The 15,060-nt window shown below is 73.0% G+C and carries 13 protein-coding genes; 8 read left to right on the top strand and 5 right to left on the bottom strand.

Going from position 1 to position 15,060, the window contains the following annotated elements; all coding sequences use genetic code 11:
• Positions 1–157: 157 nt before the first annotated feature.
• Entirely contained in the window at positions 158–1,291 is a 1,134-nt protein-coding gene (gene serC / locus I4I81_RS21350; protein ID WP_218603768.1) for a phosphoserine transaminase, read from the bottom strand.
• 88 nt (positions 1,292–1,379) lie between these two features.
• Here serC and I4I81_RS21345 point away from each other — a divergent pair, with 88 nt between their 5' ends.
• On the top strand, positions 1,380–2,651 hold the full coding sequence (locus I4I81_RS21345; protein ID WP_372453607.1) for an MFS transporter: 1,272 nt from the start codon (positions 1,380–1,382) through the stop codon (positions 2,649–2,651).
• Between the two features lie 48 nt (positions 2,652–2,699).
• Here I4I81_RS21345 and I4I81_RS21340 read toward each other — a convergent pair whose 3' ends face one another.
• A complete protein-coding gene (locus I4I81_RS21340) occupies positions 2,700–3,773 on the bottom strand; it encodes a citrate synthase 2 (RefSeq protein ID WP_225925959.1) in 1,074 nt (357 codons plus the stop codon).
• 364 nt (positions 3,774–4,137) lie between these two features.
• On the opposite strand from I4I81_RS21340, the gene pdxH reads away from it, so the two are divergent.
• From pdxH to I4I81_RS21325, 3 genes are all read left to right on the top strand, one after another.
• Positions 4,138–4,782 (top strand): pyridoxamine 5'-phosphate oxidase, encoded by a 645-nt coding sequence (pdxH, locus tag I4I81_RS21335; protein ID WP_218603766.1) that lies wholly within the window; start codon positions 4,138–4,140, stop codon positions 4,780–4,782.
• Between the two features lie 78 nt (positions 4,783–4,860).
• A complete protein-coding gene (locus I4I81_RS21330; RefSeq protein ID WP_218603765.1) occupies positions 4,861–6,204 on the top strand; it encodes an MFS transporter in 1,344 nt (447 codons plus the stop codon).
• A gap of 146 nt (positions 6,205–6,350) precedes the next feature.
• Entirely contained in the window at positions 6,351–6,650 is a 300-nt protein-coding gene (locus I4I81_RS21325; protein ID WP_218603764.1) for a hypothetical protein, read from the top strand.
• Here I4I81_RS21325 and speB read toward each other — a convergent pair.
• The gene (gene speB / locus I4I81_RS21320) at positions 6,623–7,687 is read right to left on the bottom strand and encodes an agmatinase (RefSeq protein WP_218603763.1); all 1,065 of its coding nucleotides are present in this window, start codon (positions 7,685–7,687) and stop codon (positions 6,623–6,625) included. The genes I4I81_RS21325 and speB overlap by 28 nt on opposite strands.
• Before the next feature lie 111 nt (positions 7,688–7,798).
• Between speB and I4I81_RS21315 the strand changes: the two genes are divergently transcribed.
• The 4 genes from I4I81_RS21315 (at position 7,799) to I4I81_RS21300 (ending at position 12,910) form a co-directional block, all read left to right on the top strand.
• On the top strand, positions 7,799–9,100 hold the full coding sequence (locus tag I4I81_RS21315; protein WP_218603762.1) for a citrate synthase: 1,302 nt from the start codon (positions 7,799–7,801) through the stop codon (positions 9,098–9,100).
• A gap of 120 nt (positions 9,101–9,220) precedes the next feature.
• Entirely contained in the window at positions 9,221–10,588 is a 1,368-nt protein-coding gene (locus tag I4I81_RS21310) for a cryptochrome/photolyase family protein (RefSeq protein WP_218603761.1), read from the top strand.
• 115 nt (positions 10,589–10,703) lie between these two features.
• Entirely contained in the window at positions 10,704–11,534 is an 831-nt protein-coding gene (locus I4I81_RS31805) for a sunset domain-containing protein (RefSeq protein ID WP_504958180.1), read from the top strand.
• 200 nt (positions 11,535–11,734) lie between these two features.
• Positions 11,735–12,910 carry a glycoside hydrolase family 6 protein gene (locus I4I81_RS21300; RefSeq protein ID WP_218602939.1) on the top strand — a complete coding sequence of 392 codons (1,176 nt, stop codon included), beginning with the start codon at positions 11,735–11,737 and terminating at the stop codon, positions 12,908–12,910.
• On the opposite strand, the gene I4I81_RS21295 is transcribed toward I4I81_RS21300, so the two are convergent.
• Together I4I81_RS21295 and I4I81_RS21290 are read right to left on the bottom strand one after the other, a co-directional pair.
• The gene (locus tag I4I81_RS21295; RefSeq protein WP_218602940.1) at positions 12,883–14,100 is read right to left on the bottom strand and encodes an ABC transporter permease; all 1,218 of its coding nucleotides are present in this window, start codon (positions 14,098–14,100) and stop codon (positions 12,883–12,885) included. The two genes, I4I81_RS21300 and I4I81_RS21295, sit on opposite strands and share 28 nt — an antisense overlap.
• Positions 14,097–14,993, bottom strand: coding sequence for an ABC transporter ATP-binding protein (locus I4I81_RS21290; protein WP_218602941.1), 897 nt, complete (start codon positions 14,991–14,993; stop codon positions 14,097–14,099). Before I4I81_RS21290 ends, I4I81_RS21295 begins: the two co-directional genes overlap by 4 nt.
• Positions 14,994–15,060 lie beyond the last annotated feature (67 nt).

The raw sequence follows: 15,060 nt of genomic DNA, 5'->3' as shown, positions 1-15,060 counted from the left end.
GAGGTAAAGCTGAGGCAGAAGTTACGAATGTGACTACCCGCAGCAACGAGTCACGGGAAGCTCTCCGCCCCGGAATGCAGCATGGCCACCTTCACGCAACGAGATGGCGTGAAGGTGGCCATGCTGCAACGGGCGGGTGTCGAGCGTGACCGCCGGATCAGCGCAGGTTCGGCACGATCCAGTCGATGCACGCCGTCAGTGCCTCGACGTCGGACGGGTCGACGGCCGGGAACATGCCGATGCGCAGCTGGTTGCGGCCCAGCTTGCGGTACGGCTCGGTGTCGACGACGCCGTTGGCCCGCAGCACCTTCGCGATCGCGGCGGCGTCGACCTGCTCGTCGAAGTCGATCGTGCCGACGACCTGCGAGCGGTGCGCCGGGTCCGTGACGAACGGTGTGGCGAACTCGGACTTCTCGGCCCAGGAGTACAGCCGCCCCGACGAGTCGGCGGTGCGGGCCACGCAGGCGTCGAGGCCGCCGAGTCCGCTCATCCAGTCGACCTGTTCGGCCATCAGGACGAGCGTGGCCAGCGCGGGGGTGTTGTACGTCTGGTCCTTGAGCGAGTTGTCGACCGCGGTCGCCAGCGACAGGAACGGCGGGATCCACCGGTCCGACGCCGCCACCTCGGCGACGCGCTCCAGCGCGGCCGGGCTCATCAGCGCGAACCAGAGGCCACCGTCGGAGGCGAAGCCCTTCTGCGGGGCGAAGTAGTACGTGTCGGCCTGGGCGATGTCGACCGGCAGGCCGCCCGCACCGGAGGTGGCGTCGATGACGACGAGCTGGTTGGCCAGGGCCTCAGCGGGGCGCACCACGGGCACCGAGACGCCCGTGGAGGTCTCGTTGTGGGCCCACGCGAGCACGTCGCAGCTCGGGTCGGCCTGCGGCTCGGGCGCGCTGCCCGGCTCGGCCTTCACGACCACCGGGTCGGCGAGGAAGGGGGCGCCGCGGGTGGACTCGGCGAACTTCGCGGAGAACTCGCCATAGGTCAGGTGCAGCGACCGCTCGCGGACGAGCCCGAACGCGGCGGCGTCCCAGAACGCGGTGGACCCACCGTTGCCGAGGACGACCTCGTAGCCGGCGGGCAGCGAGAACAGGTCGGCCAGCCCGGATCGCACGCGCCCGACCAGTGCCTTGACCGGCTTCTGGCGGTGCGAGGTGCCCATCAGGTCACCGGCAGCGGCGAGAGCGGCGAGCTGCTCGGGCCGGACCTTGGACGGGCCGCAGCCGAACCGTCCGTCGGCGGGGAGGAGATCGGCGGGGATCTGCAGGTCGGTCGAGGTCGAAGCAGTCACCCGGTCAGTCTGTCAGCCGGGTCCGGCGAGCAGCCGGGCGGCGGGCGGTGCACCGCGTCACCCCTTCCCTCCGGCCGACGACTGCGTCATGCTGGGTTCCGTGAGTGAACTCAGCATGCCGGTCCGGCGCGTCCACCCCGCCTGGTGGGTCGCCGCGGTGACGTTCCTGGCGCTCGTCGGGGCCGCCGGGTTCCGGGCCGTCCCCGGCGTGCTGATGGAGCCGCTGCAGGGCGAGTTCGGCTGGTCGGTCACCACGATCTCGGCCGCCGTCGCCGTCAACATGGCCCTCTACGGCCTCACGGCGCCCTTCGCCGCGGCGCTGATGGAGCGCTTCGGCATCCGCCCGGTGATCACCGCCGCGCTCGTCGTGGTGGCGGCGGGCAGCGGGCTCACCGTGAACATGGCGGCGAGCTGGCAGCTCGTCCTGTGCTGGGGCGTGCTGGTCGGGCTGGGCACGGGCTCGATGGCCCTCGCGCTCGTCGCCACCGTCACCGGGCGCTGGTTCGTCGCCCGGCGGGGCCTCGTCTCCGGGATCCTGACGGCCGGCGGTGCGGCCGGGCAGCTCGTGTTCCTGCCGGTGATCGCGCTGGTCGCGGAGTCGTCCGGCTGGCGCGTCGCGGCGCTCGGCGTGTCGGCGGCGGCCCTGGCCGTCGTGCCGCTGGTGCTGCTGTTCCTCCGCGAGCGCCCGCGGGACCTGGGCGTCACGCCCTACGGCGGCACCGCGGCCGACGACAAGGACCCGATCCGCACCGGGGCGGGCCGGATCGCGGTGCTGGCCCTGCTCGACGCCGCCCGCACCAAGCCGTTCTGGTACCTCGCGCTCGGCATGATGATCTGCGGCGCCACGACGATGGGCCTGATCCAGCCGCACTTCATCCCCGCCGCGCACGACCACGGGATGCCGCAGACGGTCGCGGCCGGGCTGCTCGCGCTCGTCGGGCTGTTCGACATCGCGGGCACGATCGCGTCGGGCTGGCTCACCGACCGCTACGACCCACGGGTCCTGCTGCTCGTCTACTACGTGCTGCGCGGGATCTCGCTCGCCGCGCTGCCCGCCCTGTTCGGGCCCGACATCCAGCTGAACATGCTGGCGTTCATCATCTTCTACGGCCTGGACTGGGTGGCCACGATCCCGCCGACCCTTGCGCTGTGCCGGGAGATCTTCGGGGCCAGGGCCCCGGTCGTGTTCGGGTGGGTGTTCGCCTCGCACCAGGTGGGCGCCGCGCTCATGGCGCTGGCCGCGGGCATCGTGCGCGACCAGGTGGGGGCCTACGACCTGGCCTGGCAGGTGGGCGGGGCGCTGTGCCTCGTCGCCGGGCTGGCCTCGCTGAGGGTGCGTCGGGAGCCGGTCGCCGCGTGAGCCGTGTGCGGGAACCGTGGCCGGAGCCACGGTTCCCGCACACAGGCCTCAGATCTCGTTCCAGCCCTCGACGGCCTCGGGCTTGCGCGGGCCCGGGCCGATGTACTGGGCCGACGGGCGCACGAGCTTGTTCTCGCGCTTCTGCTCCAGGATGTGCGCCGACCAGCCCGCCGTGCGTGCGCTGGTGAACATCGCGGGCATCATGTGCGGCGGCACCTCGGCGAAGTCGAGGATCACCGCCGCCCAGAACTCGACGTTGGTCTCGATGGGGTGGTCCGGGCGCCGCTCGCGCAGCTCGGTCAGCGCCGCCTGCTCCAGTGCCACGGCCACCTCGTAGCGGGGTGCGTTCAGCTCCTGGCACGTGCGGCGCAGCACGCGGGCCCGGGGGTCCTCGGCCCGGTAGACCCGGTGCCCGAAGCCCATGAGCTTCTCCTTGCGGTCGAGGATGCCCTTGACCAGCGCGGACGGATCGCCGGTGCGCTCGGTCTCCTCCAGCATCGGCAGCACACGCGCGGGCGCACCACCGTGCAGGGGGCCGGACATCGCGCCGATCGCGCCCGACATCGCGGCGGCCACGTCGGCGCCCGTCGAGGCGATGACGCGCGCGGTGAACGTCGAGGCGTTCATGCCGTGCTCGCACGCCGAGACCCAGTAGGCGTCGATGGCCCTGGTGTGCGCCGGGTCGGGATCGCCGCGCCAGCGCGTCATGAAGCGCTCGGTGATCGTGTTGCACTCGTCGATGCGGGCCTGCGGCACCGCGGGGACGCCGATCCCGCGCGCGGACTGCGCCACGTAGGACAGGGCCATCACCGAGGCGCGCGCGAGCTGGTCGCGGGCCTCCTGCTCGTCGGTGTCGAGCAGGGGGCGGTAGCCCCAGTACGGCGCGAGCATGGCCAGCGCGGCCTGCACGTCGACCCGGACGTCACCGGTGTGGACCGGGATGGGGAACGGGTCGGCCGGCGGCAGGCCGGGGCCGAACCGGCCGTCGACCAGCAGGGCCCAGACGTTGCCGAACGAGACCTTTCCGACGAGGTCCTCGATGTCGACGCCCCGGTACCGCAGGGCCCCGCCGTCCTTGTCGGGTTCGGCGATCTGGGTGCGGAAGGCGACGTGGCCCTCCAGGCCGGACTTGAAACCGGGCGGAGGCGGAGGTACCGCCTCCGCCTGTGCTGCGGATGCCGGCGCGGTCGGCGCCGTCGGCGCAGTGGACACGCGTCCTCCTCGAATGGTCCCCGACTTCGGACACCCCGGTCGACACCGGTGGCGTCGTCGGCCGGAGCACGCACAGATCCGGATCGGGTGCGCCGGACGTGCGCGAACCGCATCCGCACGGCGCAGATGGGCGCAGGCGGGCGGGCACGGTTGGCGTCACCCTGCCCGCGCGAGGGGGCAGAGGCAACACGGCAGCCGGGTGGGATCGGTCACCGGGATTGTCCGGGCCGCTGCGGCCACCTACCGTCGCGTCGGGGTGACGGGAAGGCGATCGATGACGGATCAGCTGGCGGGCATGCGCGTGGACTACCGGTCCGAGGGGCTCGAGGTCGAGCAGCTCGAGCCGACCTGGCACGGGCAGTTGGCGGCGTGGCTGGCCGCGGCGGAGGCCGACGGGGTCGTCGAGGCCAACGCGATGGTCCTGGCCACGGCGGGGGAGGACGGCCGTCCGGCGTCGCGCACGGTGCTCTGCAAGGGCCTCGACGCCCGCGGTGTCGTCTTCTACACCAACTACACCTCGGCCAAGAGCCACGACCTGCGGGCGACGCGCTTCGCGAGCGCCACCTTCCCGTGGTACCTCCAGCACCGGCAGGTGCACGTGCGCGGGACCGTCGAGGCGGTCGCGGCGGCGGAGACGCAGGCCTACTGGGCGACGCGCCCGCGCGGGTCGCAGCTCGGCGCCTGGGCGTCGGCGCAGTCGGTGCGCGTGCGCAACCGCCGCGTCCTCGACGACGCGCTCGCCGGAGTCACCCAGCGCTTCGGCGAGGACCCGGTCCCGGTCCCGCCGCACTGGGGCGGCTGGCGGATCGTGCCCGAGCAGGTCGAGTTCTGGCAGGGCCGCACCAACCGCATGCACGACCGGCTCCGGTTCGAGGCCGACCGCGACCGCACCTGGACGGTCCGCCGCCTGGCCCCCTGATCGGACGTCGGGGACGGGCCGGGCGGAACCGGACGGGGACGGCGGATCCCGATCCGCACGCGTGGTAAGCCTGACGATGTGCCGGACCAGCCCACCCATCCCCAGCGCGGCGGGCCGGAGCAGTCGACCACGCCCGTCGCCTCCGACGCCCCCACGCGCAGGCTCGCCCGCCTGCGCGGCGTACTCGCCGACACCCGGCCGCTCGCGACGCCGTCCTACCGCCGCCTGTGGCTCGCCGGGGTCGTCACCGTCATCGGGGCGCAGCTCTCGGTCGTCGCGGTGCCGACGCAGATCTACCAGCTCACCGGGTCCTCGGCCTGGGTCGGGCTGACCGGCCTGTTCGGCCTGGTCCCGCTCGTGGTGTTCGGGCTGTGGGGCGGTGCGATCGCCGACGCGGTCGACCGGCGCACCCTGCTGCTGATCACGGGATCCGGGATCGCGGCGAGCTCGCTGCTGCTGTGGGTCACCTCGGCCACCGGCGTCGGCGGGGTGTGGCTGATCCTGGTGCTGTTCGCGCTGCAGTCGGGGCTGCTGGCCGTCAACCAGCCCACCCGCAGCGCGGTGATCCCGCGCCTGCTCCCCGCCGACCAGCTGCCCGCGGCGAACGCGCTGAACATGACGGTCGCCCAGATCGGGGCGATCGCCGGCCCGCTGCTCGCCGGGGTGCTCATCCCGGTGATCGGCCTCCCGATGCTCTACCTGCTCGACGCGATCGCCCTGCTCGCCACGCTGTGGGCGACGTGGCGCCTGCCCGCGGTGCCGCCGGAGCCGCGCCCCGCCGGTGCGCCGAAGCGCCGGGCCGGGCTGCGCGAGGTCACCGACGGCTTCCGCTACGCCGCCGCCTACCCCGTGCTGCTGGTGTCCTTCCTGATCGACATCGTCGCGATGGCGTTCGGGATGCCGCGGATCCTGTTCCCCGAGATGTCGCAGAGGATCTTCGGCGACCCGCCGGGTGGGGGCCCCGCGCTCGGGCTGCTGTTCGCGGCCATCCCGATCGGCATGGTCGTGGCCGGCCTGTTCTCCGGCTGGTTGCAGCGCGTGCAGCGTCAGGGAGTGGCGGTGACCGTCTCGATCTGCATCTGGGGTGTGTCGATCGCGCTGTTCGGGCTCACCAGCTCGCTGTGGCTGGCCGTCGTGTTCCTCGCCGTCGGTGGGGCGGCCGACCTCGTCAGCTCGGTGTACCGGTCGTCGATGCTGCAGACCGTCGCGACCGACGAGATGCGCGGGCGGATGCAGGGTGTGTTCATCGTGGTGGTCGCGGGCGGGCCGCGGATCGCGGACATGTGGCACGGATCGGCCGCCGCGATCACGGGCCCTGGGCCCGCGGTCGTGGCCGGAGGGGTCGCCGTCGTGGTCGGGGCGTTGGTGGTCGTGCGCCGCTACCCGGACTTCTGGCGCTACCGGGGTCCCGCTTCCGGATGACGTTCCGCCCGAGGCGTTCGGCATCAGCTTCCTGACGTTCGTGGTCACCTTCACGGTGATGGCGTCCGGGTGAGGTCGGCGGCGACGGCGGCCACGGCGTGTTCGGCCGGGTCCACGAGGGCAGGCGGACGCCATGGGTCGCGATCGTGTTCACCAGCGTCATCGCGGTGATCCTGGTGGCGGCCGCCGGCAGCACGCTGCTGGGCGGCACCACGTCGCTGCTGCTCATCGTGTTCACGATCGTCGACATCGCCGTGCAGGTGCTGCGTCGCCGCCCCGTCGAGCACGAACCCTTCCGGGCGCCGTCCTGGGCGCCGGGGCTGGGCATCGCGCCGTGCGGGTTCCTCGTGACGCCGCTGTCGGGCAGGCCGGTCGGGGAGTACCCGTCGCCGGAATCCTGCCGGCGGTGGGTGCGGTGCTATGGGTCGTCAAGCACCTCGTGGTGAACCGGTCCGCCGCCGCCCGGTAGCCACCACCGGTCGAGCAGCGGCTGCCGTGGGTCCCACGTCGTGCCGTCGGCGGCGTCGCGGCGGCGCCGGGCCATGCCGGAGAGCACCTCCAGCACCACGCGGTCGGCCAGGAACGACGTGATCTCCGCGTGGTCGTAGGGCGGCGAGACCTCCACGACGTCGATACCGACGACGGGGAGCTCGTAGGCCAGGCGGCGTACGGCGTCGAGCAGCTCGCGGGCGGTGAGCCCACCGGGCTCCGGGGTGCCGGTGCCGGGCGCGTGGCCCGGGTCGCACACGTCGATGTCGATGGACAGGAACACCCCGTCGCAGTCGTCCACGGCGATGGCGGACGCCTCGGTGAGGCACTCGTCGAGGCCGCGGGCGACGATCTCGGTCATCTCGTAGGAGCGCATGCCCTGCTCGGCCATCCAGGACAGCGTCTCGGGGCCCGGCCCGTACCCGCGCAGCCCCACCTGCAGGAACCGGTCGCCGCGCAGGGCGCCGGACTCGATGAGCCGGCGCATCGGCTGGCCGTGCCCGACGAGCGGGCCGGACTCGATGTCCCCGGTGTCGGCGTGGGCGTCGAAATGGATCATCGACACCCGGCCCTGTCCCAGATGCTGGGCGACGCCGGCCGCGTCCGGCCACGCGATCGTGTGGTCCCCGCCGAGCACCAGCGGAACGGCCCCGGTGGCCGCGATCGGGTGCACAGCCTCCTGCAGATCGCGGACCGATCGCCCGGCGTCGCCGGAGAACATCTCGACGTCCCCGGCGCCGTGCACGGCGAGGTCCGCGAGCCCGTCGACGCGCAGTGCGAGCGAGGGCCGGGAGCCGTCGTGCGGCAGGTAGCAGCTCTGTCGGATGTACTGCGGCCCGAACCGGGTGCCCGGCCGGTGCGACGTCCCGCCGTCGAACGGGGCGCCCAGGACGACGACCGCGGCACCGGCGCAGGACGCCGGATCCGACCAGTCGCAGCGGGGCACGCCGAGGAAGGTGATGTCGGGGCCGAACTGCGGGCCGCAGCGGGCCATCCGTGACGCTCCTCGCGTGATGTGGACACCTCTGCCCGGCGCATCCGGGGCCCGGCGCACTAGCGTGACGCCCAACAGACTTGGACCACGCGAGTGTGAGGGAACCTCCACATGGCCGACCAGAGTGATGCCGCCGTACTCCGCTACCCCGGCGGCGAGCACGAGATGGCGATCAGCACGCCCACCGAGGGTGCGCCCGCCTTCGACGTCTCGAAACTGCTGTCCACGACCGGACTCGTCACCCTCGACCAGGGTTTCGGCAGTACGGCGGCGTGCACGTCCGCGATCACCTACATCGACGGCGACGCCGGAATCCTGCGCTACCGCGGATACCCGATCGACCAGCTCGCCGAGAAGTCGACGTTCCTCGAGACCAGCTACCTGCTGATCTACGGCGAGCTCCCCACCCAGGAGCAGCTGTCGTCGTTCACCAACAAGGTCAGCCGGCACACGCTGCTGCACGAGGACCTCAAGCGCTTCTTCGACGGCTTCCCCCGCGACGCGCACCCGATGCCGGTGCTGTCGAGCGCGGTGAGTGCGCTGTCGACCTTCTACCAGGACGCGCTCGACCCGTTCGACCACGACGCCGTCGAGCTCTCCACCGTGCGCCTGCTCGCCAAGGTGCCGACGATCGCGGCGTACGCGTACAAGAAGTCGATCGGCCAGCCGTTCCTCTACCCGGACAACTCGCTGGGCCTGGTCGAGAACTTCATGCGCATGACGTTCGGCTTCCCCGCCGAGCCCTACGAGATCCAGCCCGAGGTCGCCCGCGCGCTCGAGGTGCTGCTGATCCTGCACGCCGACCACGAGCAGAACTGCTCGACGTCGACGGTCCGGCTCGTCGGCTCGTCGCAGGCCAACCTGTTCGCCTCCATCTCCGCCGGCATCAACGCCCTGTTCGGACCGCTGCACGGCGGCGCCAACCAGGCCGTCCTCGAGATGCTGCAGAAGATCCAGAAGGAGGAGGGCGGCAACGTCGACGCCTACGTCGACCGCGTCAAGAACAAGGAGGACAAGGGCGCCCGCCTGATGGGCTTCGGGCACCGCGTCTACAAGAACTACGACCCGCGCGCGAAGATCGTCAAGCAGCAGGCCGACGGGATCCTCAAGACGCTCGGCGTCACCGACCCGCTCCTCGACATCGCCATGGCGCTGGAGGAGAAGGCGCTGGCCGACGACTACTTCATCGAGCGCAAGCTCTACCCGAACGTCGACTTCTACACCGGCGTCATCTACCGGGCCATGGGCTTCCCGACGAAGATGTTCACCGTCCTGTTCGCCCTGGGCCGGCTCCCCGGCTGGATCGCCCACTGGCGCGAGATGATCGAGGACCCGGGCACGAAGATCGGCCGCCCGCGGCAGCTCTACACCGGGTCCGCCGAGCGCGACTACGTGGGCATGGGCGGGCGCTGACCCACTGCCACCCCCGTTGCCGCATGGCCACCTTCACGCAGTCCGGTTGCGTGAAGGTGGCCATGTCGCAGTTCGGGGTCGAGGCGCGGGAGTCGTCCGGGGGCGTTAGCGTCGCGATCCATGAGTGACGCCTCCGTGGTCTGGTTCCGCCGTGACCTCCGGGTCCGCGATCAGCCGACGTTCCTCGCCGCCGCACCCCGCGCACTGGGGCTGTTCGTGCTCGACCCGGCCCTGCTGGCCCCGTCCGGGGCCGCCCGCCGCACGTTCCTGTTCCGGGCGCTGCGTTCGCTCGACGAGTCGCTCGGCGGGAGGTTGCTCGTCGTCGAGGGCGACCCGGCCGAGGTCGTGCCGCGGATCGCGGAGGCGGTCGGGGCGGGCGGGGTGCACGTCGCCGCCGACTACGGCCCCTACGGCACCCGCCGTGACGAGGCCGTAGAGAAGGCGCTGGCCGACGCCGGGCGCGAGCTCGTGCGCACCGGCTCGCCGTACGCGGTGGCACCGGGGCGGGTGCGCAAGGGCGACGGCGACCCGTACCGGGTGTTCACCCCGTTCCGCCGGGCCTGGGCGGAGCACGGGTGGCGCGCGCCCGCCGACACCGACGCATCGACGGTCGAGTGGCTCGATCCCACGGACCACGGCCGGGTCGCGCTCCCGGACGACGAGCCCGTCGACGCCGAACTGCCCGCGGCCACCGAGGACGCCGCGCTGGCGCGCTGGCACGAGTTCCTCGACGACTCCGTCGGTGACTACTCCGACGCCCGCGACCGGCCGGACAGGCCCGGCACCTCGCGGATGTCGGTGTACCTCAAGTACGGGCTCGTCCACCCGAGGACGCTGCTCGCCGACCTGGCGCGCAAGCGCAGCGACTCGGCGGGGACCTACCGCACCGAGATCGCCTGGCGGGAGTTCTACGCCGACGTCCTGCACCAGCGCCCCGACTCCGCCCGGAAGAACTACGACCGGTCCTTCGACGCCCTGCCGACCGCGTCCGGAGCCGCCGCCCGCCGGGCCTTCGAGCAGTGGTGCGAGGGGCGCACCGGGTTCCCGATCGTCGACGCCGGGATGCGGCAGCTCCGCGCGGAGGCGTGGATGCACAACCGCGTCCGGATGATCGTCGCGAGCTTCCTGGTCAAGGACCTGCACCTGCCGTGGTGGTGGGGTGCGCGGCACTTCATGCGCCTTCTCGTCGACGGCGACCTCGCCTCCAACCAGCACGGCTGGCAGTGGACCGCGGGCAGCGGCACCGACGCGTCGCCGTACTTCCGGGTGTTCAACCCGATCACGCAGGGGGAGAAGTTCGATCCCGACGGCGCGTACGTCCGGCGGTACGTACCGGAGCTGCGCGACGTGGCGGGCAAGGCCGCGCACCAGCCCTGGAGGCTGCCCGGCGGGGTCCCGGACGGGTACCCGGAGCCGATGGTCGACCACAAGGCCGAGCGGCTGGAGGCACTCGCCCGGTTCGACCTCGTCAAGGCGGCCCGGCAGTGACCTCGGCCCTGATCTCGGCCCGACCCTGACCTCGCAGGCCGTCGGTCCTCGCGCAGACCGCCGGCGCCCTGCGAGATGACCACGCGCCCTGCGAGATGACCACGCGCCCTGCGAGGTGGGACGCGGCAGCGACGGCGGGGCCGACGAACCCGGACGGTACGGTCGTCGTCACGCAAGCGAAGGGAGCAGACACGTGACCGAGGCCCGCCCGTCCCGTCGTGGCCGCTGGATCCTCCCGGCCCTCCTGCTCGGAGCGGGGGCCTGGGTGGTCGTCCGCCGCCGCACCACCGAGCCCGTCGACGTCTGGGCGCCGCGCCCGCCGGCACCTCCGGCCCGCAACGGCAGCTCCCCACACGCCACGGCCGGGACCGGCAGTCTGCCCACCCCGCCGGCCGCCGCCCCGGCGCCCGTTCCGGCCGCCGCCCCGGCTCAGGTCACCCCGCCGATTCCGGTCACCCCGCCGATTCCGGTCACCCCGCCGATTCCGGCCACCCCGCCGCGGACCGCGACGCCCCCCACGTCGCCGCCGGCCCCCGCCCCCGCCGTGCCCACCCCCGCCGTGCCCACCCCGGCCGAGGCGCCGCCCGCCACCACCTCCGCACCCCGCCCGAGCCCGGGTCCCCGCCCGTCGCCCGTGGTCCGGCCGCTGGCCTCCACCTCGCCGGGGCAGTCCGCGGTGGTGGTCCCGGGCGCCGGGCGCAGGCCGTCGCCGACGCCGCGCCCACCGGCCGAGCCGTACGGGCCCGGGTCGGCCGCACCGCTCCCGGACGGGTCGTCGCCGGGTCCGGAGTTCACCATCAAGGGCAACGCGGGGTCGATGCTGTTCCACCCCCCGACGAGCCCGTACTTCGGCCGGACGAAGGCGGAGGTGTGGTTCCGGACCTCGGACGACGCCGTCGCCGCCGGTTTCACGGCCTACTCTCCGCGACGACGCGGGCCCTCCTGACAGCTCGGACTCACCCTTTCGTGTAACAGATCGGCATGTCGGACGGATCTATCCGACGGACGTCGACGAGGGACAGGAGCGAGAGGGTGACCGGTCTGTACCGGTCGGCCGATCCGGGCCGCGGTCCGGGCCGCGCCGACGCGTGGCCTCGAGAGACGCCCGTCGCTCTTCTTGACCGACCCGGCCTCCCACCCGACCTGATGACGCAGATCGAGGTGCACCGCAACCTCGCCGCCGAGCTGGCCGCGCCGCACCGGTTCGAGGTCCCCGTCCAGCGGACGCCGCAGCGGGAGGTCCGGTCGGAGCGCCGCCGCCGGTCGCGCCTGCTCACCCACGAACTGCCCGCGCTGATCGGGGCGGTGATCATCGCGGCCACCGGGATCACGATCTCCGCCGGCACCGCCCCGACCACCCCGGCCGCGCCGCAGGCACGACAGATCGGCTGCGTCCAGGACGTCTCCGGGACCGGTTGCCTGGTCCCGACGCCCGCCGCGCAGGGCACCCCCCTCTACGTCGACCCGACGACGCCCGCAGCCCGTCAGGTCGAGGAGTGGACGGCACAGGGCCGCACCGCCGACGCCGACGCCCTCCGCGCACTGTCCGGACAGGCGGTGCCGCTGTGGCTCACCGGCGCCGACGGCACCAGGTCGCGCGTGGCGGGCTACAGCGCCCGCGCCGCCGCGGCCGGGGCGGTGCCGCTGTTCGTCGCCTACAACATCCCCGACCGCGACTGCGGCAGCTTCTCCGGAGGCGGCGCAGCCGACGCCGACGCCTACCGGGCCTGGGTCGCCTCGGTCGCCGCGGGTCTCGGGGGCACGGAGTCGATCGTCGTGCTGGAGCCCGACGCGATCTCCCACCAGCTCACCGGCTGCGCCGAGGCGGGCAGCGGCGACCGCTACGAACTGCTCGCGGGCGCCGTCGACGCCTTCGCCGCCGCGGGGGCCCAGGTCTACATCGACGCCGGGAACCCCGGCTTCACCGGCGACGCGGCCGCCACCGCCGATGCGCTGGAGCGCGCCGGGATCGACCGCGCGGCGGGCTTCAGCCTGAACGTCGCGAACTTCTACACCACAGAGGCCAGCGTCGCGTACGGCACCGAGATCTCCGCCGCGCTCGGCGGTGAGGTGCACTTCGTCGTCGACACCAGCCGCAACGGGGCGGGTCGCCCGGCGGATCCGACCGACGGCGCCCCGATCTGGTGCAACCCGCCGGGCCGCCTGCTCGGTGCCGCCCCCACCCTCGACACCGGCATCCCGCTGGTCGACGGCCTGCTGTGGATCAAGCGTCCCGGCGAGTCGGACGGATCCTGCCGCCCGGACGAACCCGTGGCGGGCGGTTGGTTCCCCGACTACGCGCTCGACCTCGTCACTCCCTGAGCCTTCGTCGGCCGTCCGAGCGCCTCGCGCAGGCTCACCCGCGCCCCCGTGCGCAGGATCGAGTTCTCGTAGACCCTGCCGGCGACCCGGACGACCACGACGACGGCCACCAGCGCGATCAGCGCCGACACCCCCACCTCCCACAGCGGGGCGACCCCGAGGGCGTAGCGCGCGGGCATGATCGTCTGGGACAGGAACGGGATGAACGACAGCACCGCGGCGAGCTCGTTGCGCGGATCTCCCGGGAGCAGGTTGACCACCAGGACGAACGGGATCAGCAGCACGAAGATCAGCGGGGTGACGACCGAGTTCAGCTCCTCCTGCCGCGACACCGTCGACCCGATCGCCGCATAGAGCGCGGCGAACAGGAAGAACCCGAGCAGATACCAGACCACCACCATCGCGAACATGCCCACGGCGGCGCCCGGCACCGTCAGGAGGCCACCCACCGCCGCGGCGACCGTGCCGATGATCCCGAGGATCACCAGCTGCAGCAGCCCGACCGCCCCCAGTCCCAGTACCTTCCCGGCCAGCAGCTGCCAGGGCTTGATGGTGGCGAGCAGCAGCTCGACGACCCGGCTCTGCTTCTCCTCGACGACCCCGGTCGCGACGAGCTGCCCGTAGCCCGACAGCGAGATGAACAGCAGGACCGTGCCGACGAGCGCCAGCGCGAGCTGCTCGCCCCGGTTCGGGTCGACCGGCTGCAGCGTGTCGGTGCTGACCTGCGACCGCTGCGCCAGCTCCGCCGGATCGACGCCGGTCTGCGCGAGCGCCGCCGCCAGCGCCTCCTGCTGCACGGCGGTGCCGACGACGGCCTCCAGCTCGGGTTCGACGGCGTCGCGGCCCAGCAGCTCGTAGTCGCCGGCGGACCCGGTGAGCAGGGCGTCGAGTTCGTCCGCGTCGACCCGGACGCGGCCCGCACCGTCCTCGATCGGCACGATCCGCACGTCGAGGCCCTGTGTGGCGGCGGCCTGTTCGATCGCGGGCCGCAGCGACGCCGTCTCCGGGGTGACGCCGAGCGTCGGGCTCGACGACTGCCCCGCGATCACGCTGCCGAGCAGCCCGATCCCGCCGAACAGCACCAGCGTGACGAGCAGCCCGATCACGAAGCTGCGTGACCGGACCTGCGAGGTGAACTCCCGGCCGGCGACGAGCAGCACCGCCTGGCGGGATCGCAGCGGTGCACTCATGCCGACACCACCGACTCCACGACGTCGCGGTAGAGCTCGGTCAACGGCGGACGCCGTCGCCGGAACTCGTGCACGGGCCCCGCGGCCAACGCGGCCTCGAGCACCTGCTGGTCGTCGGTGCCGGGGGCCAGCCGCAGCCGGGTGCCGGAGCCGTCGGACCCGACCACCTCCACCCCGTCGACGTCGGCCGCCCACCCCGACGGAGGACCCTCGACGTCGAGCACGACGCTCCCCTCGCGTTCGCGCAGCTCGGCGACCGATCCGGCGGCGACCATCCGGCCAGCGGAGATGATCCCGATGCGGTCGCAGATGCGTTCCACCAGCTCCAGCTGGTGGCTGGAGAAGATCACCGGGACGCCCGCGTCGGCCTTGCGCCGCAGGACCCCGCTCATCACCTCGACGGCGGTGGGGTCGAGACCGGAGAACGGCTCGTCGAGCACGAGCACCTCGGGGTCGTGCACCAGCGCCGCGGCGAGCTGCACCCGCTGCTGGTTGCCCAGCGACAGCTTCTGCACCTCGTCGCCGAGCCGGTGCCCGACGTCGAGCAGTGCGGTCCAGCGCTCGACCGCGGCCCCGGCCTCGCCTGCGGGCAACCCGTGCAGCCGTGCGAGGTACCTGAGCTGCTCGCCGACCTTCATCTTCGGGTAGAGGCCGCGTTCCTCGGGCATGTAGCCGATCCGGCGGCGCAGGTCGGCGTCGATCGGGCGGCCCTGCCAGACCACGTCGCCCGCGTCGGGCGACAGCACGCCGAGCACGATCCGCATCGTCGTGGTCTTGCCTGCGCCGTTGCTCCCGACGAAGCCGAACACCTCACCGGGCCGCACCGAGAACGTGACGTCGTCGAGGGCCTGGACCTGGCTGAACCGCTTGGAGACCCCCCGGATGTCCAACATGGGGCCGACCCTAGCGAGGGGGAACGACGATCACCCGTGTCGTCTGTCATCACCGTGGATGACAGGA

Source organism: Pseudonocardia abyssalis (assembly GCF_019263705.2).
Taxonomy (GTDB): Bacteria; Actinomycetota; Actinomycetes; order Mycobacteriales; family Pseudonocardiaceae; genus Pseudonocardia; species Pseudonocardia abyssalis.
Note: the sequence above shows the minus strand (reverse complement) of the source record. Positions and strands in the feature narration are given on the sequence as shown.